The following is a 21724-nucleotide window of genomic DNA, read 5'->3' on the forward strand; positions in this document are numbered from 1 at the left end:
CCCGGCGCCTTTGCCGCTTCGCACCCGATATTTTAGTTGCTGCCAAGGGGGCGCCCCAGTGAAGATTGATTTCGCTAAATCAGAGCAGTCCACTCTTGGACTGGAGTGGGAAATCGCTCTGGTTGACCACCAAACCGGTGAATTGGACGCCCGCGCCAATGATGTTTTCGCCAACATCACCGCCGCCCACCCCGAGGTGATGGCTGACGGTGAACACCCCCACATCAAGGGTGAGATGTTGCAGAACACCGTGGAGTTGGTCACAGGAATCTGCCACACGGTGGCCGAGGGCAAGGAAGACTTGCGCCGGAACCTGAACATTCTCCGGGATGCTGCCACACCGTTGGGCCTTGATCTGCTCAGCGCCGGCACCCACCCGTTCAGCAATCCGCGCACCCAGGTCGTCACGGACAAGGAACGCTACGCCAAGCTTGTTGACAGGACCCAGTGGTGGGGCAGCCAAATGCTCATCTATGGAGTTCACGTCCACGTGGGGCTTGACCACGTTTCCAAGGCCATGCCCGTCCTGGATGGGCTGGTCAATTATTTCCCGCACTTCCAGGCACTCTCCGCTTCCTCCCCGTATTGGAACGGTGAGGATACCGGCTACGCCTCCCAGCGGGCCTTGATGTTCCAGCAACTCCCCACGGCCGGCCTGCCGTTCCAGTTCCCGGACTGGGCGGGGTACGAGTCCTATGTGCAGGACATGTTCACTACGGGTGTCATCGACGCCACGAATGAAATCCGTTGGGACATCCGCCCGGTGGCGGGTCTTGGCACCATTGAAATGCGCATCTGCGACGGCATGTCCACACTCGAGGAAATTGGGGCTATTGCTGCCCTGACCCAGTGCTTGGTGGAGAGCTTTTCAAATACCTTGGACGACGGCGGTTCCATCCCCACCATGCCCCCGTGGCACATCCAGGAAAACAAGTGGCGCGCGGCGCGCTATGGCATGGACGCCATCATTATTTTGGATGCCGCCGGCAAGGAACAGCTCGTCACCGAGCACACCATGGAACTGCTGAACAAACTTGAGCCTGTTGCCGCCCGTTTGGGTTGCGCGGATGAGTTGGCCAGCGTCGAGGCAATCCTCAACAAGGGGGCCAGCTACCAACGCCAGCGCTCCGTTGCGGCCGCCACAGAAGGTGACCTGCGCGCCGTCGTGCGTTCCCTGGTTGCAGAGATGGCCACCAACTAGTCCCCTCTTCCCGGACCGCCGGTTCCCATCAACGGCCCCCTCAAGACCAGCGGTCCGCCAGCGGTGCTATTCCGGCAGGATCACCATGTCCAGGTAGTCACGCAGGGCCCCGGCCATGTCGATGCGTTCGGGCGCCATGAGCCACTGCGTCTGAATGCCGTCCCACAACGCGATCAGGCTGGCAGCGGCCCGCTCGGGATCCACGCCCGGGCGCAGCCGGCCAGCATCGGCGAGCGCGGAAAATTGCTGCAGGTAGCTGCGGCGCAAGCCTTCATACCGCTGCGTGAAGTAGTCGCGGCCGGGGTGGTTGTCCGTGACGGATTCGGCGCACAGCACGGTGTAGAGCTCAATGACGCCGGGAACCGTTTCATTGAAGCGGGCCTGCCGGACCACGGCGTCAACCAGGGATTCCCGGGGGTCACGGGCCCCGCCGTCGCCCGTGACGGTGTCACGCCAATTCAAGACGGCCAGCAGCAGGTCGCCCTTGGACGGGAAATAGTGCAGCAGGCTTGTCTGGCTCATCCCCACCTTGTCCGCCACACCCTGCAATGAACCGCCGCGGTAGCCGTGGGCCGCAAACACCTCATGGGCGGCCATGACTATGCTCTCCCGGCGCTGCTTGGACTTGGCATAGGGTCCCCGCGGCGCCCTGGTCCCGGTCTCATTGGTGGTCATGCATAGCGAGCTTACATGAGTCCTGCGTCACATAATTTTAATTTCGAGTAACCACTCGAACTTTGTGTTAGCGTCCTTCGTACTCGGTCCGCCGGGTGATGCCGGTGTCCCGCGGACACCTCGCGTCCCGACCTCTACGACGAAGTGCAGGCACATGACACAATTCACGCGACGACAATTGCTCGGTGCCGGCCTCGGCACGGCGGCCCTGGGAATGCTGGCAGGATGCGCCACCCCGGGCACGGCTTCCGTCAACGGCGGGCCCGTCATTGCCCCGGTTGCTTCAGGGGAAAAGATCACCCTGAAGTACTGGTCCTGGTTGAAGGACCTGCAAAAGGTTGCGGACATCTGGAACGAGTCCCACCCCAACGTTCAGGTTGAAACTGTTTGGATACCCGGAGGCAACTCGGGCGGATACCAAAAGATATTCTCCGCCCTCGCAACGCAGGGCGGGCCGGACCTGGCCCAGGTTGAAATGCGGTCCATCCCTGAGTTCATGCTGGTCAACGGCTTGGTTGACCTCACCCGCTATGGGGCCCAGGAAACCGCGCACCTCTACGATCCCACCCTGTGGAGCCAGGTCAGCTACACGGGAGGCGTCTACGGCATTCCTCAGGACTCGGGCCCCATGGGCATGTTCTACCAACCCGCCGTGCTGGAGAAGGTCGGTGCAACTCCGCCTGCCACCTGGAATGAATGGGGCGAGGTAGCCGGGGAACTGCGCAAAACCGACGCCTACATGGATTGCTTCCCTCTCGGCGACGCGTCAGTTTTTGCGGCATTTGCAACCCAGGCCGGGGCCCAATGGTTCCGTGCAGAAGAGGACGGCTGGGTCATCAACATGACAGACCCGGCCACCATGCAGGCCGCCGAATTCTTCGATTCCGCGATTGACAAGGACCTCGTCCAGACCGCATACGGCGCCTTTTCCCCGGGCTGGTTTGCCGCTGCCGCCAAGGGCGGGCTGGCCTCCGTGACCTCCGGCAGCTGGGCGGACGCCCTCATTGCAGGAGTGAGTGGAGGCGAAGGGAAATGGCGGGTGGCACCCATGCCTGTGTGGGACGGCGGCTCAGGTTTCGGGTCCAGCTACCTGGGCGGTTCAACCGCAGCGGTCCTTGCCAACAGCAAGCACCCCAAGGAGGCACTTGACTTCGCCGTCTGGATGACCACCTCCAAGGAGGGCATTGACGCCATGATCAACAACAGCGGCATCGGATGGTCACCGGCCCCCGGTTTCATCGGCACCACACGGCAAAAGCCTTCACCGTTCTTCAGCGGCCAGAACTACAACCAGGAAGTCTTCGAACCAGCCACGCTGCAACAAAACCCGGATTGGTCGTGGTGGCCGGTAACCACTCAGTCGCTGAACATCCTCAGCGACGGCTTCCGCAAAAAAGCCACGGGCACCTCACTGGTGGAAACCATGTCGATCGCGGAAAAGCAGATCATGACTGTTTTCAAGAACAAGGGCCTGAGCATTCGAAGGGAAGCATCATGACAACCACACATCCATCCGACCAGCAACAACGCGGGACCACGCCGCAAGGCAACACCGGCAACCGGGTCCCCCGCCGGCCCAAGGCCCAGTCCCGCGCTCCCTGGATTCTGCTGGCACCGTTCCTGGCCCTGTTCCTGCTGACCTTCATCCTGCCCATCCTTGTAGCCATTGCCTCCAGCTTCACCAAGGTCACACGCAAGGGCCTTTTTGGCGAGGCAGGCGTAACGAGTGAGTTCGCGTGGTTCAGCAACTACGCCCAAGCACTGTCCGACGGCAACTTCGTCGCCTCCATCGGCAGAATGTTCCTCTTTGGCATTGTCCAGGTCCCGGTCATGATTATCCTGTGCACCGTGTTGGCGTTGATGCTGGAATCGACCTCGGCCCGTTGGCCGGGGTTCTTCCGCGCAGCCTACTTCCTGCCTTACGGAGTGCCAGGTGTGATCGCCACTATCCTCTGGTCATTCCTGTATGTGCCGGGTTTGAGCCCCCTGATCGACATCGCCGGGATGTTCGGACTGGAACCGGATTTTCTGGGCCCAAACACCGTCCTGTGGTCCATCGCAAACATTGTGCTGTGGAGCTACGCCGGATACAACATGCTCATTATCGTGGCGCAGCTCAAAACCATTCCTGTGGAGCTTTATGAAGCGGCCAGGGTGGACGGGGCCACCACATGGAGGATCGCCCGCAGCATTCAGCTGCCCCTCATCAAGCCTGCCCTGGTGCTGACCACAGTCTTTTCCATCATTGGCACACTCCAGCTCTTCGCCGAGGCCCAGGTGCTCAAAACTGTTGCACCGTCCATTGACAGCCAGTACACGCCCAACCTGAGTGCCTACAGCACTGCGTTCGCGTACAACGACTACAACGTTGCCGCCGCCCAGGCCGTCCTCATTGCCGCGGTGGCCCTCATCCTTTCCTTTGCCTTCCTCAAATTCTCGAACAGGAAATCATCATGACAACTCTCAAGGAGTCGAGGCCGGCACCGCCGGCGGCAGGAAAGCAGTCCCCGAACAAACCCCAACGGCGGGCACGTTCATCCACCATCATCGTCACCGGCCTGCTCCTGGTGGTGGCCCTGTACTTCCTTGCCCCGGTGTATTGGGTCCTAGTTGCGTCCACAAAATCAACCGCTGACTTGTTCTCCACCAACGGTTTTTGGTTTGCGCCCACTTTCTCCCTTTGGCACAACATCTCCCAGGTCCTCACTTACGATGGCGGGATTTTTGTCCGCTGGTTCGCCAACTCGGTCATCTATGCCGGGGTAGGCGCACTGCTTGCCACGTACTTTGCCGCGGCAGGCGGCTACGCGCTGGCGAAGTACGAGTTCCGCGGCCGGAACCTGGTCTTCGGCACCATCCTTGCCGGGGTGTTGGTCCCGGGCACCGCCACCGCACTTCCGTTGTTCCTGCTCTTCAGCCAATTGGGCATCGCCAACACCTACGCGTCGGTGCTGATCCCCTCGCTCGTCTCACCGTTTGGCATTTTCCTGTGCCGGATCTATGCACAAAGCACAGTGGACAGTGCACTTATTGAGGCCGCCCGGATTGACGGTGCCGGGGAATTGCGCATTTTCCACACCATCGGCCTGAAGTTGCTGACTCCTGCACTGGTCACCGTGTTCCTGTTCCAGCTGGTGGGCATTTGGAACAACTACTTCCTGCCACTTGTCATGCTCTCGGACGTGGAGCTGTACCCCATCACCTTGGGCCTGAACAACTGGCTCAGCCAGGTGGACAGGTTGCCCGAATTTTACGAACTCACTACCGGCGGGGTTTTGCTCTCCATCATCCCGCTGGGCATCGCCATGGTAATCCTGCAGCGCTTCTGGCGTGGCGGCCTCACAGAAGGATCAGTTAAATAATGTCTCCCGCAAATACGGCCACCGCCGGCGTTTCCCACCTCACCGACCAGGGCCCCGGCTCCGGCCGGAGGGTGCCGGCCCGTTCCTGGTTGCACAGCGATGCACCGTTCCTGTCCCTCAACGGAGACTGGCGCTTTCGCCTGCTCCCCGCCGCGCCCGGCACCCCGGGTGCCGGATGCGTCCTTCCCACCGGGGAGACGGTGGAAGGCATGGCCGCCGAGTCCTATGACGACTCTGCCTGGGACACCCTGCCCGTCCCCTCCCACTGGGTGCTGGGGCAGGACGGCAGGTACGGCCTGCCCAGCTACACCAACGTCCAGTACCCGTTCCCGATCGATCCACCCCACGTCCCCGACGCAAACCCCACAGGTGACTACCGCCGCAGCCTTGACGTCCCCGCAGCATGGTTTGAAAGTACGACGGCGGCGCTCACCCTGCGCTTTGACGGCGTCGAGTCCCGGTACAAGGTGTGGGTCAACGGACAGGAAATCGGCGTGGGCTCGGGCAGCCGGCTCGCCCAGGAATTCGATGTCACCGAGGCGCTGCGCCCCGGAGCCAACATTGTGGTTGTGCGCGTGCACCAATGGTCCGCCGCCAGCTACCTGGAAGATCAGGACCAGTGGTGGCTGCCGGGCATTTTCCGTGACGTGACCTTGCAGGCCCGCCCGGCGGGCGGCATCACCGATGTGTGGCTGCGCACCGGCTGGTCCGCCGGAAACGGTGCGGGCACGGGAACCTTGGACCCGGAAATCACTGCGGACGCAGACGCCTTCCCGGTCACCTTGACCGTGGCGGAGCTGGGCATCAACGTCACCTGGGGCTCTGCCGCGGAGATTGTGCCACTTGAGCTCAACAATGTAGCGCCCTGGTCCGCGGAGGTCCCCCGGCTGTACGACGCAACGGTGTCCAACGCGGCGGAGAGCATTGCGTTGCGTTTGGGCTTCCGAACGGTGCAAATTGTTGGCGACCAGTTCCTGGTGAACGGGCGCCGCGTGGTGTTTCACGGCGTCAACCGGCACGAGACCCACCCGGATCGCGGCCGTGTCTTTGACGAGGCCGGGGCCCGCGAGGATCTGGCCCTGATGAAGCGCTTCAACGTCAACGCCATCCGCACCAGCCACTACCCGCCCCATCCGCGCCTGCTGGACCTGGCGGATGAGATGGGCTTCTGGGTCATTCTGGAATGTGACCTGGAAACCCATGGCTTTCATGCCCGGAACTGGGTGGGGAACCCCAGTGACGACCCCGCGTGGCGTGACGCCTTCGTTGACCGGATGGAGCGCACGGTGGAACGGGACAAGAACCACCCTTCCATCGTCATGTGGTCCCTGGGCAATGAATCCGGAACCGGCGCCAACCTGGCGGCCATGGCCGCCTGGACCCACGCCCGGGACGCCTCCCGCCCCGTCCACTATGAAGGCGACTACACCGGCGCCTACACGGATGTGTATTCCCGCATGTACTCATCCATCCCGGAGACGGACTCCATTGGCCGGGACGATTCCCACGCGCTGCTCCTGGGCTGCGACGCTGCCGAATCCGCCCGCCAGCGCACCAAGCCGTTCATCTTGTGCGAGTACGTCCATGCCATGGGCAACGGCCCGGGCGCCATGGACCAGTACGAGGGCCTGGTGGACAAGTACCCGCGCCTGCACGGCGGGTTTGTGTGGGAGTGGCGCGACCACGGCATCCGCACGCGCACCGCGGACGGCACCGAGTTCTTTGCCTACGGCGGGGATTTTGGCGAGGTGGTCCACGATGCCAATTTCGTCATGGACGGCATGGTCCTCTCCGATTCCACCCCCACGCCGGGCCTGTACGAGTTCAAGCAGATCGTCTCCCCGCTCCGGCTCAGCCTGGAGCTCTCCGCTGACGGCAGCCCCGCCCTCGCGGTGGCCAACCTGAGGCACTCGGCGGATGCGTCCGACGTCGTGCTGCGCTGGCGGGTGGAGCACGACGGCATCGTGGCAGCCTCGGGCGAGGTGGCCGCGGACGGCGGCGACGGTCCGCTGCGGGCAGGCGAATCCGCCCTCGTGGCGCTGCCTGCCAGCCCTGTGGCACCTCACGGGGAAACGTGGCTCAGCGTGGAGGCCGTGTTGCGCGACGCCACCGGTTGGGCCCCCGCCGGGCATCCCCTTTCGTCAGTGCAGCTGGATCTTTCGGCCCCGCGCGTGCCGGCACGGATGCCCCGCCCGGCTGCGCCCGGCCGCGGTGAGCCTCCCGCCACCCTGGGCCCGGCCACGTTCGACGCCGGAACCCTGGTCTCGCTGGCAGGCCTGCCTGTGTCCGGTCCCCGGCTCGAGCTGTGGCGGGCACCCACCGACAATGACAGGGGCGCCGGGTTTGGTGCCTACGGTCCGGACGATCCGTGGCTCAACAACGGCAAGGGCGTGCCTGCGCCGTCGTCCGAGGCCGTGTGGAAGCAGGCCGGGCTGGACCGGCTGACCCGGCGCGTGGAGGAGATGGCAGCGCTGCCCGACGGAATGCGCGTGCGGACCCGCTATGCGGCCGCCAACAGCGCCCACACCGTGGCCGTGGAGGAAACGTGGCAACTGGCCGGTGAGGAGCTGTGGCTGCGCATTGACATCACGCCTAGTTCGGGATGGGACCTGGTGTGGCCCCGTATCGGGGTGCGCCTTGATCTGCCCACGGACGTGGACGGTGCGGCCTGGTTCGGTGCGGGCCCGCGCGAGTCCTACCCGGACAGCATGCACGCGGCCAGGGTGGGGCGGCATGCCGGTTCGATCGATGAGCTGAACGTCCCGTATGCCCGGCCGCAGGAAACCGGGCACCACAGCGATGTGCGCTGGCTGGAGTTGGCCCGTGACGGTGCTCCGTGGTTGCGGATTGAGGCCGAGCCCGATGCTGCCGGACGCCGGCCCGGGTTCACGCTGGCACGGCACACCGCCCAGGAGATCACTAAGGCCGGACACCGGCACGAGCTGCCGGCACCAAGCCACAGCTACTTGTACGTGGATGCGGCGCAGCACGGCCTCGGATCCCGGGCCTGCGGCCCGGACGTCTGGCCGGAATTTGCCCTGCGCCCGGAAGCCCGGACCCTGGTCCTGCGCATCTCCGCCGCCTAACTCCAACGCCCGCTCACTTACGGGGGTTTAACCCGTAACGCCCGCTCACTTACGGGTGGTTTTTCGCCGACGCTCGTTCACCAAGTGAGCGGGCGTCGGCGAAAACAGCCCCGGAAGAGAGCGAGCGTTTTATGAGAGCCAGTTCCTCTTACAGGCTGATGCTGGTCACTGGCATGGAGGAGTCCGGGGCAAACGCCAGATCGCTCGGGGCCACGCCGTTCATGACCAGCTGCGCGCCCAGCGCTGCCACCATGGCTCCGTTGTCGGTGCACAACGACAGCTTGGGCACCAACAGCGTGATGCCGGCCGCCAGGCAGCGCTGCTGCGCCAGCTCCCGCAACCGGGAGTTCGCAGCCACGCCGCCGCCCAGCAGCAAGGTGGTGATGCCCTGCTCCTTGCACGCCAGCACAGCTTTGGCCGTGATGACATCCAACACGGCTTCCTGGAACGACGCCGCAACGTCGGCCACCGGGACGGCCTCGCCACGTGCCTCGTACCCCTCAACGCAGCGGGCCACTGCCGTCTTCAGACCGGAGAAAGAGAAGTCGTAGCGGTGCGGACCGGGAGCCTCGGCGGTGCCCATGTATTTGGGCATGGTCAGCCCGCGCGGGAACCGGATGGCCTTGGCATTGCCTTCACGGGCCAGCCGATCAATCGCGGGCCCGCCCGGGTAGTTCAGTCCCAGCAGGCGGGCCACCTTGTCAAAGGCCTCCCCGGCGGCGTCATCAATGGTGGCACCGAGCAACTCCACATCGGAGGCAAGGCTGCGCACGCGCAGAATCTCCGTGTGCCCACCGGAGACCAGCAGTGCACCAAGTTTTTCTGGCAGCTGCCCGCCCTGATAGACGGCAGCGATGGACTCATCCAGCAGCCCCACCCCCACGTGCGCCACCAGGTGGTTGATGGCGTACAGCGGTTTGCCGGTGGCCAGTGCCAACGCCTTGGCTGCGCTGACACCCACCATGAGGGCGCCGGCCAGGCCCGGGCCGCTGGTGACGGCAATGGCGTCCACATCCGCCAGGGTGACTCCGGCATCGGAAAGCGCCTGCTGCAAGGTGGGGACAAAGGCGTCCAGGTGTGCCCGGGAGGCAATCTCCGGGATCACGCCGCCAAAACGGACGTGCTCCTCCATGGACGAGGAAACGGTGTTTGTCAGCAGCGTTGTGCCTCGCACCAATCCCACACCCGTTTCATCACAGGAGGATTCAATGCCCAAAATCAACGGGTTGCTCTGGTTCATGAGGGGTCCTTCACATCAGTGGGTGTGGGCAGTGACAGGCGCATGATCAGCCCGTCCGAGCCGTCCCTGTAGTACTTGCGCCGCGTGTGAATGTGCTCAAAACCGTAGCGCTTGTACAGGTCTTGGGCGCGCGGGTTGGCGGTGCTGACCTCGAGCATGATCTCCTTGGCGCCGCGCCGGACAGCCTCCGCAATGAGATCGGCCATCATGGCTCGGGCAATACCGCGCCCCTCAAACTCCGGCAGGACACCAATGGTCTGGATGTCCCCCACCGGCTCCACACACATCAGGCCGGCATAGCCTGCCAAGTGCAGATGTCCGACGTCGTCTGGAACCTCCGCGACAATGTACCGCCGAGTGTCGGGCTGGGCCAGCTCATCCTCAAACATGTACCGCGGCCAGCAGTCCACCCCAAAAAGTTGGGCGTCCAGGGCCGTGATGACGTCAATGTCGCCCGGTTCCATGAGGCGCAACACGGCAGGACCCTGCACAGCCGATCCCGGCCGCTGGGCACCTGCCGCGGCCGCGGTCACAGTGCCCTCTTTCGGGGGCCGGGAACCTTGGCGTCGGATTCGCGCATGTACAGCGGTGTGGAATCCAAGAATCCTGCGCCTTCCAGGGATCCTGCGGCGGCAATCTTGCGCATGGCGGCCCGGCCCAGCTCCAGGGCAGTGGGCTGTTCCTGGGAAAAGCTTGCCTCCACAACACAGCCGCCGGCTGCGAGTTGCTGGGCGTAGATGCCGGCGCCGGCACCAAACACTTGCACAGGCAAAATGTCTGCTGCCGGGCCCACGTGCGGGCCGTCGATCAGGGCAGCACTGGCACTGTATTTGGCCCAGTACACCTCCTGGCGGCGCGCGTCCGTGGCGACCACAAAGTCGGCCATGGCCAGTGGCGCAACTGCCCGTCCGTCAACATAACGTGGAGTGTCAAAAACTTGTTGGGCCAAGGCGTCAAGGCTCATCATTCCGTACAGCTTCACACCCCAGGTGAAGGCCAGTGTGCGAGCAACAGTGATCCCGGAACGCAGGCCCGTAAACGGGCCAGGGCCTGTGCCCACAATGATGGCATCCAGCGCGGGGCCTTCGGTGACGGGGTCGGTGAACAGCGACTTCACCCCGGGGGCCAGCACCTCGGCGTGGCTGCGGGTGTCTTTGGTGGCAAAATTCGCCACCACCCGCGCCGTCCGGGCCAGGTCTTGGGGGTCGAAGTCCAGCACTGCCGCACTGGCCACAGCTGAGGTGTCAATGGTCAAGATTCGCACAATATCTACTGTCTATTCTGTTGAAAGCTGCTGGCCGAGCACGGAAAAATCGGTGCCTTCCCAGCGCGGACCAATGGCTTGGACACGCAAAAGGCGGGGTTCGTCGTCGTCCTCGTCGGCAAAATCAAAGGTGTCAGCATCGAGGTCCGGGGCAGCCGTGGGAGCAGGAGCCCCGCCAACGGCACGCACCAACTCGATGTCCAGGCGGCTCGCTGCCAAGTGCTCCACCCTGTCCACGCCCCACTCCACCACTGTCACCGAGGAGTCCATGGTGTTTTCCAAGTCAATGTCATCAATTTCGCCCGGCGAGGAAAGCCTGTACGCATCGACGTGGACCAGGTCCGGCCCGCCCGGGTTGGGCCCGTCGGGGAGGTTCGGGTGAATTCGCACCAGTACAAAGGTGGGGGAAATGATGCCCGGCCGAACCCCCAAACTGCTGCCCAGTCCTTGCGTGAAGGTGGTCTTGCCCGCTCCCAGTTCTCCGCTGAGGATGATCAAATCGCCGGCCTTGAGCAGCCCTGCCAGCCGGTGTGCCAGCTCCTGGGTCTGCTCGGCAGTGCTGGTGGCAAATTCCCACACCATCAGGCACCGCCAATGTAGCTGCGCGGAACCCGCTGGCTGATGCGTGTCACCACTTCATAGTTGATGGTCCCGGCGGCCGCCGCCCACTCCTCCACCAGGGGTCCGCCGTCGGCCCCGTTGCCAAACAAGACGGCGGTGGAGCCCAACGCCGAACCCGGCACCGGCTCTTGGGCAAAGCCCTCGCGCGCTTGAGGACCTAAGTCGATGACCATCTGGTCCATGGCGATCCGGCCCACCACGGGGTAGGTGGTGCCGTTGACGCGCACGGGCCCGCCGGTGGCAATGCGCGGGATGCCATCGGCATAGCCCAAGGGAACCAATCCCAAGGTGGTCTCGGCAGTGGTGGCGTAGTTGAGCCCGTAGGAGACACCCTGGCCGGCTGGCACATCCTTGCAGTGCGCAATTTGTGTTTGCAGCGTCATGGCCGGCACCAACCCCAAGTGTGCGGAGGTGGTGCCTTCAAACGGCGACAGTCCGTAAATGCCAAGGCCCACCCGCACCATGTCAAAGTGCGAATCCGGGCGCGTCAGGGTGGCCGGCGTGTTGGCAATATGGCGCACTTCCAGGTCCGCGCCAGCATTTTCGGCAACTGCCACGGCTTCGCGGAAGCGAGCCAACTGCTCGTCCGTCTCGGGCCGGTGGGGTTCATCGGCCACGGCCAGGTGGCTGAAGACTCCCGCCACGCGCAGCAGCCCTTCGGCCTGGTAGCTAAGGGCTGCAGCAACCAGGGCAGGCCATTCGGCGGGTGTGCAGCCGTTGCGGCCCAGGCCTGTATCGATTTTCAGGTGGATGCGTGCCGGACACTGCAGGGACCGGGCCGCGGCAACAATATGCTCCAGCTCCCAGCCGGAGCAGCCCAGGTCAATGTCATGGGCAACAGCCGCCGTGAAATCGCTGGCGGGGGTGTGCAGCCAGGCCAGGACAGGCACCTCCAGGCCAGCTGCCCGCAACGCCAGGGCCTCGCTGATGTGCGCGGCACCCAGCCAATTCGCACCCGCGGCCACGGCAGCCCGGGCCACCGGAACCATGCCGTGGCCATAGGCGTCGGCCTTGACCACTGCCATGAATGTGGCAGGTTCCACCAGGGAACGCAGGTGTCGGATGTTGTTGGCGATGGCGGACAGGTCAATGATGGCTTGCCGTTCAAGGCCCGGGGTAGGCTCTTGAACCGACGCAACGAAGGAGGTCACCAGCCCATTTTAGGCCTTTTTGCGGGAGCCCGCCCCACGGTGGTGCGTCTCACTCGTGGTGGCGTGATGTTTTCCCGGCAAGATTCCCCCTGGCCATGGGCTAGGTGGTGGTCATCGGCAGTGACAAGATATGAAGTGACACGTTTATTGCCGTTGCCCCTGCCCGCCCCGCGCCCCACCGCCGGAGCCTGCCTCAAGTACCGTTAGGAGGGAAGCCATGCATCAGATTCGCCGCGTCGCCATGCTCTCCTTGCACACGTCTCCGCTGGAGCAGCCAGGCGGCGGTGACGCCGGCGGCATGAACGTCTATGTCCGCCATCTGGCCCTTGAACTGGCTGCCGCGGGCGTGGCCGTGGACATTTACACCCGCCGCACGGCAGCATCCCAGCCGGATTCTGTTCAGCTGGCCCCTGCCGTCACCGTCCACCACATCACTGCTGGCCCTTTCTCCAAGGTCTCCAAGGAGGCCCTGCCGGAGCTCATCAATGAAATGGCCGACGCCGTTTCCGCCCAGGTGGAATCCCTCACAGGCGTTCCGGTCAAGGTGATCCATTCCCACTACTGGGTCTCCGGGATGGCCGGCATTTTGGTGGCCAAACGCCTGGACCTGCCGCTGGCACACACCATGCACACCATGGCGCGGGTCAAGAACCACCACCTACCGCAAGGCCAAACGGCCGAACCCGGCATCAGGGTGGACGGTGAGCAGCACATTGTGGCCGCAGCAACGCGCCTGATTGCCAACACCACGGCTGAGGCGGCCGAGCTGGAGCGCCACTACGACGGCTGCGAGCAGCGCATCGACGTGGTCTCCCCCGGTGTTGACCTGAAAGTCTTCAAGCCGGCGTTCCGGGACAGGTCACGTCAAAATCTGGGCATAGCCCCCGGGCGTTTCCACGTGGTGTTTGCCGGCCGCCTGCAACGCCTCAAAGGCCCGCACGTGCTGGTCAAGGCTGCCGCGTTGCTGCGCGAGGAACGCCCCGACATTGACTTGGCGATGACGTTCCTGGGTGCCCGCAGCGGCAACGACAAGTATGACCTTGCCCGTCTCATTGACGACGCCGGACTCACAAGTGTTGCCTCCATCCACCCGCCCGTTGGTCCAGCGGAACTGGCCGATTGGTATAGAAGCGCCGACGTGGTGGCGGTACCGTCCTCCAGCGAGTCCTTTGGCCTGGTTGCGCTGGAGGCGCAGGCCTGTGGCACTCCGGTCATTGCCACCAATGTTGGTGGCTTGCCGCGGGCTGTCAGCGATGGCCGCACAGGCCTTCTGGTGGAAGGCCGCTCACCGGTTTTGTGGGCCAACGCCATTGCATCACTGCACGACTTTGGCGAAACCCGGGCGGACATGGGCCGGGCAGCCTCGGTTTTTGCCGAGTCCTTTGGCTGGGAAAAAACAGCTGCCCAGACCATCCTCAGCTACGACCTTGCCTTGAAATACCAGTACGAGGCCCCGCCGGGCTGCTAGCTGTGTGCCTCTGACGGGCGAAATCCACGTTTAAAACTACAGCTGGGCCTTGCGGCCATGGCGGACTCCCGGCGTCGTACTTTGGGCCAGTGCCCCGCCCGCATCCCCCTGCCTCTTTGACCAGTCCACAGCTTTTTCACTGTGTTCCCGCTCACATGAACCCTACTGGTCGGTAGCCTGTTCTGGTTGGCTGCGACGGCTCACAGCACCCTTTCATCATTCGGGATGCCTGCCGGACTGCCATGTTGCACCCGACAGGCAAGACGCCTGTCGGAGATCCTGTTGAAAGGTCACAGCACCATGAAACGAACGGGAAGAACTCTCTTTCGAAGCCCAGGACTGCGAAAGGCCGTGGCGCTTTGCGCGGCTGTTCCGCTGCTCCTGGCCACAGTGGGGGCATTGCCGGCGTCGGCCAACCCGAGCCAGCCTGCCTTGCCCGGCATCTCCCAAACGGACGTTGCGCCGCTGAGCTACCCGGGCGGACGCTACATTGTGGTCCTCGCCGAGCAGCCCATCGCCATGTACGACGGCGGCACGGCGGGCCTTGCCGCCACCAAGCCGGCGGCCGGGCAAAAGCTCGACGCCACACGATCCGAGGTCAAGAAGTACAAGGCCCATCTGGAGGACAAGCAGGCCGCCGTTGCCAAAAGCGAAAACGTCAAGGTCAAACGGGCGTTCACGGCCGCGCTCAACGGCTTCTCCGCAGACCTTTCGGCGGACCAGGCCTTGGCCCTGGCCAAGGACCCCAATGTCCTGATCGTTGCCCCCGACACCGAGAACGCCCCGGACTATTCCAGCACCGATTTCCTTGGCCTCAGCGGCAATAAGGGCAGCTGGAACACAAACTTCGGCGGGCAGGACAAGGCTGGCAAGGGCGTTGTGGTCGGCATCATCGACACCGGCTACACGCCGTCGAGCCCGTTCTTCGCGGGCGAGGAGGTCCTGCCGCTGGCGGGCAACCCAGAGGTTGGTGTCCCCTACCGCACCGACGACGGCAAGATCGCCATGCTCAAGGCCAACGGCGACACCTTCTCCGGCGAATGCCAGAAGGGTGTGGACACGGGAGCCGATTTTGATGGCACCGCCTGCAACTCCAAGGTGCTCAGCGCCCACTACTTTGCCGATGACTTCCTGAATTCCGTGCCGGCCGGAGACCGCGCCCCCAACGAGGTCCTGTCCCCCGTGGACGTTTCCAGCCATGGCACCCACACCGGTAGCACCGCCGCCGGAAATGCCAATGTGGCGGCAAAAATTGGTGACCGCAGCATGGGCATCACCAGCGGTGTGGCCCCTGCCGCCAAGCTCTCCGTGTACAAGATTTGCTGGGAGGACACCGATCCGGACACAGGCGGCTGTTACTCCTCCGCCGCCGTCGCGGCCATCAACCAGGCCATCTTGGACGGCGTGGACGTACTGAACTACTCCATCTCGGGCAGCACCTCCTCCACCACGGATCCCGTTTCCCTCGCGTTCCTCTCGGCCACCTCGGCCGGAATCTTCGTGGCGGCATCGGCCGGCAACTCCGGCCCCACGGCAGGCACCGTCAACCACGGCGCGCCGTGGCTGACCACGGTGGCTGCCACGTCCTTCTCCTCCGAGCTCCAGGGTACGGCGGAGTTCTCCGATGGCACCAAGTTCCGCGGCGCCAGCATGATGGACCAGAAGGTTCCAGCAAGCCACGTGATCCTGGCGACCACGGCTGCAGCGGCCGGTGCCGCCAACCCCGCACTGTGCGGCCCCAACACCTTGGATGCCGCCAAAGTGGCAGGCAAGATTGTGGTTTGTGATCGCGGCGTCATCGACCGCACAGCCAAGAGCGCCGAAGTGAAGCGCGCCGGCGGGGTGGGCATGATCCTCACCAACGTCAGCGCATCCTCGGAGGACGTGGACCTGCACGCAGTGCCCACAGTCCATGTGAACCCGCCGGCAACGCAGCTCATCAAGGACAAGGTCGCCGCCAACCCGGAGATCCTGGTTTCCCTCGTTGACACCGACACCACCGGATTGCCGGTTGCCCCTCAGCCACAGGTGGCCGGATTCTCCTCGCGCGGGCCGCTGGGCGCCACAAATTCGGATCTACTCAAGCCCGACGTCGCCGCCCCCGGCGTTGCCGTGCTGGCCGGCGTTTCACCCATCGCCACCGGCGGTGACCAGTTTGGCATGATGTCCGGAACATCCATGGCCGCACCGCATGTTGCCGGCTTTGGCGCACTTGTCATGGCCAAGAATCCCACCTGGTCACCAGCCACCGTGAAGTCGGCCATGATGACGACGGCCACCAATGTGGTGAACGAGGACGGCAGCAAGAACAGCGACCTCTTTGCCACAGGCGCTGGCCAGACATCCGTCGTCAAGGCCCTGACACCCGGGCTGGTGTACGACGCCGGCGACACCGATTACCTGAAGTTCATTCAGGGCACGGGAATGGATCTGGGCATGCCGGGGCTGGGCAGCACCGCACCGCGTGACATGAACGTGGCGTCCTTCGCCGTTGGCAGCCTGGCCGGAAAGGTCACCGTCACCCGCACGGTCACGGCATTGACTCCCGGCATGTACCGGGCCACGGCCAACGTCCCCGGGATCAACGTCAAGGTCACCCCCTCGGTGCTGAACTTCTCACAGGCTGGCGAGCAGCGTACGTTCAAGGTCACCTTTGAAAACGCCGGCGCAACCCTGGGCGCGTTCGCCATGGGCAGCCTGAGCTGGCAGGGCGCAGGCGCCGCAGTGACCTCACCGGTGGCCGTGCGCCCGCTGGCAGCCTTGGTGGCGCCGGAGATCAGCTTCAGTACCAACAAGGGCACCGGTAGCGGCAAAATTCCAGTCGTTTCAGGGTCCAATGCGCCCGTCGCATTGACCCTCAACGGTCTTTCCAAGGCGGATTCCAGCGCCATTGCGCTGGTGCCTGGTCCGCTCGCAGTCGCCACCAACGCCTCCAACTTCCTCAAGGAGGTAGTTGTTCCGGCGGGAACTGAACTGGCCAAGTTCCAGGTCATCTCCGCAGATCCGGGCGCCGACTACGACATGATCGTTTTCAACCCGCAGGGCCAGTACAGCGACGTCCGGACGGCTTCCTCCAGCGAAACACTGTCGCTGACCAACCCCGCCCCGGGGACCTACACTGTGCTCGCCAACCTGTACTCCAGCACTGGCGGGGGTGCCGTGAAGGCCACGGTTGATGCAGCGATCCTCGGTGCCAACGCCGGCAACGCCTCGGTGGCACCCAACCCGCTGAATCTGGCCAACGGCAAGTCCGGCAACGTGACGCTGAGCTGGAGCGGACTGGCCCCGGGCAACTACCTGGGCCGGGTTGCCTTTGGCAGTGCGGGCACGGCAACGTTTGTCTCAGTGATCGTTACGCCAGGAGGCACCGCGGTGGTTCCCAACGAGAACGGCAACGGCAAGGACAAAGACAATCCGAAGAAGGGCAAGAAGCAGGAGTTGGCATTCCCCACGGAGCCAGCGCCCCGCGACTTGAAGTTGTAGACCAGGGCCAGCTGAGCGCTGCGCCCAGTCTCACCGCACGACGGCGGCCATCCAGCAAGTTTGGATGGCCGCCGTCGTGAGTGGTTTGGGTTGGACGCTGCTAGACGGCTCCCGTTCCGCCGGCCAACGCGCCGAACAACGGGGCAAGGGCCGTCCAGCGTGAAATTTCACAGCCGTCGGTCCGGCTGAAGGAAGCGTTGACTTCCCTGCCGTGGAACCATCCGGTGACCACCGCAACCTGCGGGCCGCCATACTGCTCGGTGCAAACACGGTTTGGATCCGGCAGGGCGAAGAACATCTTTTCGCCGTGCAGTTCCACGGCGGCCAGGGCCGCAGCGGAGTCGGGCAGGGTCGATTCCGGGGCCGGGGTTGAACCGTTGGCAACCAGCCGGAATGTCCGCGGCGTGGCCCCCGGCGATTCGGTCAGCGTGATGGTCAGGTCGATTCCCTCAGCTGGCGGAGTTGCCACTGCCGAAGAGGAACTCGCGGGCGGCGCTGCCGGCACCGGGGCCGTGCCGGTGGCTGTGCCGGGCTGTTGCTGTGCGCACCCGGAAACTACTGCCACAACGCAGAGCAGAAGGGCCGCCACGGCAATCCGCGGGCTCAGAGCGTGCACCGAGTTTCCTAGGCTGTAGATTTTTGGCATGATGGCCGACTCCTTGCGTTTCTGCCATGGTAGCCCATGGCACGTTCAGTGGCCACGGAAACAGAGGGCGAACGCGAGGGTTGCCAGGCTAGACGATGAAGGCCTGGGCCTGGATGGCCACGGCCGCCGCGCCGCGGGCCCATTCGGTGAAATCTGCGGAGGCCACGCGCAGGCTGACTGCCTCGGCTTCCGGGTCCCTGTCAGCAGCGAGTGCCGCCCGGACAGTGGATTCCGTAGCCGTGAACAGGGCTATCCCCTCGCCACCGAGCACAACAGTGTTAACCATGGTGAGGTTGACCGCTGCGGCAATCAATTTGCCCAAGCCCCTGGCGGCAGAGGCAAAGACAGCCTCGGCCACGCGGTTGCCGCTGGCAGCCAGTTCCAGTGCCTGGTCGTACGTGACGGCTCGGCCCAGCACCGTTGAAATCTGAGCGCAGACACTGGGGATGGACAGCATGGCGGTGGAGCATCCCCGATGCCCGTCCATGCACAAGGGGCCGTTGGGGTCCAGGGGGAAGTGCCCGCCCAAGCCCAGTCCCGTGTCCACGGTCCGCCTGACGTGGTCACGAATCACCAAGCCATAGCCCACGCCGGCACCAATGGTGATGACAGCAAAATCAGCGGTTTCCTTGCCCGCGCCAAACCATTGCTCGGCGGCCGCCAGTGCACTCACATCGTTATCGGCCACCACTGGCAGACTCAGCTGCTGCGCCAGCATCTGGGCCAGCGGCACGTCCTTCCAGCCAAGGAACGGTGCCCTGTGCACCACGCCGTCGGGGCGCACCTGCCCACCCAGGGAGACCCCCACACCTGTCAACGTCACAGCTTCCTGCACACTCAGCCGCTCCACTACTTCGGCAATCCCTGCCACCACGGCTGCAGGGGACGTATCAGCCAGTGGCAGGGTGGCAACGGCCAAGATGGTGGCCCGGGTGTCAGTCAACACCGCCTGCAGGAGATCTCCGGTGACCTTGACACCCACAAAATGGGCGCAGTCGCTGCGCACATCCAGTAGCCTCACGGGCCGCCCCACCGTGCCATCAGCCACCAGCGCCCCTTCGACGAGGAGTCCGGCATCCAGCAGCGGCTTGCTGAGACGGGTCAGGCTCGCCACGCTCAATTTCAATTCCCGGGCCAAGTCGCCGCGCGAGATGGGGCCGCGAACCAGCACCAGGCGCGCCAACTCAAGGGCGGAGTCGGCGAGCGCCGCGGGGTTTTTGGGCTGCTCCGCGTGGCGGACTGTCAGCGGAAAGACTGAGTTCATGGCCCTAGTTTATTGCAGTTTGCATCTAATTGAGTGAGACACGGCCACTTTTACGGCAATAACGTGACTCTTGACACTCCAATTACTTTTGCGGTAAAACTAATACATGAGTTTTGAATATTCTTACACCCAGCTGCATCGCGGCGGCACCACAGTCATCGTCGACTTGGGCACGGCAGGCATCCCCACCATCATCCATTGGGGGCCGGACACCGGCATCCTGACAGAATCCGAGCTGGCGGCCGCAGCCACGGCTGCAGCGTCCCAACGCGTCTCCGGCGGCATCGACATTCCGGCCCGCTTGACGCTCCTGCCCCAGGAAGTCTTTGGCTGGCAGGGCTCCCCCGCTTTGCTGGGCCAGCGCTCAGGTGCCGCCTGGGCCAGCGCCCTGGCCACGTCCCAGGTAGAGCTTAGGGACCACGCCTTGACCATAACGGCCCAGGATTCTGCGGCCGGGCTTCAGCTGGTCTCGGAACTGGCCCTGAGTACCCACGGCGTCCTGCACCAGCGGCACACCCTGACAAATGTTGGTGCCGGCGACTACCAGCTACACCAGCTGGGCACGGTGTTCCCGCTCCCCGCCACGGCAGCGACCATCCAGGACACCACCGGCCGGCATTTGAAGGAACGCACCGCCCAGCGGCGCCCGCTCACAGTCGGTGCACACGTCAGGGAGAGCCGCCGCGGACGCCCGGGCGCTGACTCAACGTTGCTCATGCTGGCCGGCTCTGCCGGCTTTGGCCACCGCAGCGGCCTGGTCCACGGTGTGCACCTGGCCTGGAGCGGTAACCACAGGCTCAGCGCAGAGCGCACCATCACCAGCGACAACTTCCTCACCGCTGCCGAGCTGCTGCTGCCCGGCGAAGTGACGCTGGGACCCGGCGAAAGCTATTCCACCCCGTGGGCGCTCGGTTCCTGGGGCAACGGTTTGGACGAGCTCTCGGCGCGCTTCCATGCTGATCTGCGCGAACGCCCGGCGCACCCCACACGCCCCCGGCCTGTCACCTTAAACACCTGGGAAGCCGTTTACTTTGATCATGACCTGAGCACACTTCAGGTTCTGGCCAACAAGGCTGCCGCGATTGGTGTTGAACGCTTTGTGCTCGACGACGGCTGGTTCCTAGGCCGCCGGGACGACACAGCAGGTTTGGGCGACTGGTTTGTGGATCCGGCAGTTTGGGCCGACGGCCTAGGGCCCATCATCAACCATGTCGTGGGCCTCGGCATGGAGTTCGGCCTGTGGTTTGAACCAGAAATGGTCAACCCCGACAGCGACCTAGCCCGCAACCATCCGGACTGGATCCTGCACACGGACGGCCGTTGGCCCGTCAGTGCCCGCCAGCAGCAGGTGCTCAACCTGGCCCATCCCGAGTGCTTCGACTACCTCATGGCACGCATTGACGCCATCCTGACCGAATACCCCATCAGCTACATCAAGTGGGACCACAACCGGGACCTGCTCGATGCTTCCGATCCCCGCACCGGCCGCGCGGCTGTCCGTGAAACCACTCTGGCCCTGTACCGGTTGCTGGCCGAGCTCAAGGCCCGCCACCCTGGCCTGGAAATTGAAAGCTGCGCCTCCGGCGGCGCCCGCGTGGACTTGGGCATCCTGAAGTTTACGGACAGGATCTGGACCAGCGACTGCATCGATCCCATCGAAAGGCTCGACAACCAGGAAAACACTTCCCTGCTGGTCCCCTACGAGCTCATGGGCGCCCACATTGGCGGCCCCAAGTCGCACTCCACGCACCGCCAGCACAGCCTCGGGTTCATGGCCCGTACGGCCATCTTTGGCCACTTCGGCATCGAATGGAACATTGCGCACATCAGTGCCGAACAAACCACCGAACTGGCCGGCTGGGTGGCCTTCCACAAGGACAACCGGGACCTGTTCCACTCAGGTGCCTCCGTTCACGCCGATCTCGCCGACCCGGCCCTGGACCTGCGCGGTGTTGTGGCCCAGGACGGCGAGCGCGCCATCTTTGCCCTCACCCAGCGCGAAGCCTCCATCACCTACCCCTCCGGACGGGTCACCATTCCCGGCCTGTCACCGCAGGGCCGCTACCGGCTGGCCCTGTCGCATCCCCTGGATGAGGAAGTGGGCAACGGCCAGTCCCCGCTGGCATGGCCCTTGGCGGACTGCGTGCTCTCAGGACGCGTCTTGGAGACTGTGGGCATTGCCGCCCCCGTCCTCTTCCCCGAACAATCAGTGCTCATCATGCTCACCAGGGTTGACGCCGATCCTGCGCGGGCCATCTAAGGA

General features: G+C 64.3%; 16 protein-coding genes. 8 read left to right on the forward strand and 8 right to left on the reverse strand.

The window, feature by feature from the left end:
- The first annotated feature begins 58 nt into the window (after window positions 1-58).
- Window positions 59-1201 (forward strand): glutamate--cysteine ligase, encoded by a 1143-nt coding sequence (locus CVS27_RS05845; protein WP_103464814.1) that lies wholly within the window; start codon window positions 59-61, stop codon window positions 1199-1201.
- Between the two features lie 66 nt (window positions 1202-1267).
- On the opposite strand, the gene CVS27_RS05850 is transcribed toward CVS27_RS05845, so the two are convergent.
- Window positions 1268-1876, reverse strand: a complete 609-nt coding sequence (locus tag CVS27_RS05850) for a TetR/AcrR family transcriptional regulator (RefSeq protein WP_103464815.1) — start codon at window positions 1874-1876, stop codon at window positions 1268-1270.
- Between the two features lie 154 nt (window positions 1877-2030).
- On the opposite strand from CVS27_RS05850, the gene CVS27_RS05855 reads away from it, so the two are divergent.
- Genes CVS27_RS05855 through CVS27_RS05870 form a run of 4 tightly spaced genes read left to right on the forward strand, consistent with a single transcriptional unit; the run spans window position 2031 to window position 8324 of the window.
- Window positions 2031-3374: an ABC transporter substrate-binding protein gene (locus CVS27_RS05855; RefSeq protein WP_103464816.1), complete on the forward strand. Its 1344-nt coding sequence runs from the start codon at window positions 2031-2033 to the stop codon at window positions 3372-3374.
- Window positions 3371-4333, forward strand: a complete 963-nt coding sequence (locus tag CVS27_RS05860) for a carbohydrate ABC transporter permease (protein ID WP_103464817.1) — start codon at window positions 3371-3373, stop codon at window positions 4331-4333. The genes CVS27_RS05855 and CVS27_RS05860 overlap by 4 nt, the downstream gene beginning before the upstream one ends.
- On the forward strand, window positions 4330-5238 hold the full coding sequence (locus CVS27_RS05865) for a carbohydrate ABC transporter permease (protein WP_103464818.1): 909 nt from the start codon (window positions 4330-4332) through the stop codon (window positions 5236-5238). The genes CVS27_RS05860 and CVS27_RS05865 overlap by 4 nt, the downstream gene beginning before the upstream one ends.
- A complete protein-coding gene (locus tag CVS27_RS05870; RefSeq protein WP_103464819.1) occupies window positions 5238-8324 on the forward strand; it encodes a glycoside hydrolase family 2 TIM barrel-domain containing protein in 3087 nt (1028 codons plus the stop codon). The genes CVS27_RS05865 and CVS27_RS05870 overlap by 1 nt, the downstream gene beginning before the upstream one ends.
- Before the next feature lie 148 nt (window positions 8325-8472).
- On the opposite strand, the gene tsaD is transcribed toward CVS27_RS05870, so the two are convergent.
- The 5 genes from tsaD to alr are packed head-to-tail and all read right to left on the reverse strand — an operon-like array spanning window position 8473 to window position 12600.
- Window positions 8473-9564 (reverse strand): tRNA (adenosine(37)-N6)-threonylcarbamoyltransferase complex transferase subunit TsaD, encoded by a 1092-nt coding sequence (gene tsaD, locus CVS27_RS05875; protein ID WP_103464820.1) that lies wholly within the window; start codon window positions 9562-9564, stop codon window positions 8473-8475.
- A complete protein-coding gene (gene rimI / locus CVS27_RS05880; RefSeq protein WP_306418477.1) occupies window positions 9561-10097 on the reverse strand; it encodes a ribosomal protein S18-alanine N-acetyltransferase in 537 nt (178 codons plus the stop codon). The genes tsaD and rimI overlap by 4 nt, the downstream gene beginning before the upstream one ends.
- Window positions 10094-10828 (reverse strand): tRNA (adenosine(37)-N6)-threonylcarbamoyltransferase complex dimerization subunit type 1 TsaB, encoded by a 735-nt coding sequence (tsaB, locus tag CVS27_RS05885; RefSeq protein ID WP_103464821.1) that lies wholly within the window; start codon window positions 10826-10828, stop codon window positions 10094-10096. The genes rimI and tsaB overlap by 4 nt, the downstream gene beginning before the upstream one ends.
- A gap of 12 nt (window positions 10829-10840) precedes the next feature.
- Window positions 10841-11410: a tRNA (adenosine(37)-N6)-threonylcarbamoyltransferase complex ATPase subunit type 1 TsaE gene (tsaE, locus tag CVS27_RS05890; protein WP_103464822.1), complete on the reverse strand. Its 570-nt coding sequence runs from the start codon at window positions 11408-11410 to the stop codon at window positions 10841-10843.
- Window positions 11410-12600, reverse strand: coding sequence for an alanine racemase (gene alr, locus CVS27_RS05895; protein WP_306418478.1), 1191 nt, complete (start codon window positions 12598-12600; stop codon window positions 11410-11412). The genes tsaE and alr overlap by 1 nt, the downstream gene beginning before the upstream one ends.
- A 217-nt stretch (window positions 12601-12817) precedes the next feature.
- Between alr and mshA the strand changes: the two genes are divergently transcribed.
- Together mshA and CVS27_RS05905 are read left to right on the forward strand one after the other, a co-directional pair.
- Window positions 12818-14068 carry a D-inositol-3-phosphate glycosyltransferase gene (gene mshA / locus CVS27_RS05900; RefSeq protein ID WP_103464824.1) on the forward strand — a complete coding sequence of 417 codons (1251 nt, stop codon included), beginning with the start codon at window positions 12818-12820 and terminating at the stop codon, window positions 14066-14068.
- A 351-nt stretch (window positions 14069-14419) separates the two neighbouring features.
- Window positions 14420-17551: a S8 family serine peptidase gene (locus CVS27_RS05905; protein ID WP_243400072.1), complete on the forward strand. Its 3132-nt coding sequence runs from the start codon at window positions 14420-14422 to the stop codon at window positions 17549-17551.
- Window positions 17552-17651: 100 nt separating this feature from the next.
- Here the strand turns inward: CVS27_RS05905 and CVS27_RS05910 are convergent, their stop codons facing one another.
- Both CVS27_RS05910 and CVS27_RS05915 read right to left on the reverse strand, forming a co-directional pair.
- Complete coding sequence (locus tag CVS27_RS05910) at window positions 17652-18197, reverse strand: serine protease inhibitor (RefSeq protein WP_306418479.1); 546 nt, start codon at window positions 18195-18197, stop codon at window positions 17652-17654.
- 88 nt (window positions 18198-18285) lie between these two features.
- Window positions 18286-19461 (reverse strand): ROK family transcriptional regulator, encoded by a 1176-nt coding sequence (locus CVS27_RS05915; RefSeq protein WP_103464826.1) that lies wholly within the window; start codon window positions 19459-19461, stop codon window positions 18286-18288.
- A 106-nt stretch (window positions 19462-19567) separates the two neighbouring features.
- Here CVS27_RS05915 and CVS27_RS05920 point away from each other — a divergent pair, with 106 nt between their 5' ends.
- A complete protein-coding gene (locus CVS27_RS05920) occupies window positions 19568-21721 on the forward strand; it encodes an alpha-galactosidase (RefSeq protein WP_103464827.1) in 2154 nt (717 codons plus the stop codon).
- Window positions 21722-21724 lie beyond the last annotated feature (3 nt).

It is taken from the genome of Arthrobacter glacialis, assembly GCF_002909445.1.
GTDB classification, from domain to species: Bacteria; Actinomycetota; Actinomycetes; order Actinomycetales; family Micrococcaceae; genus Specibacter; species Specibacter glacialis.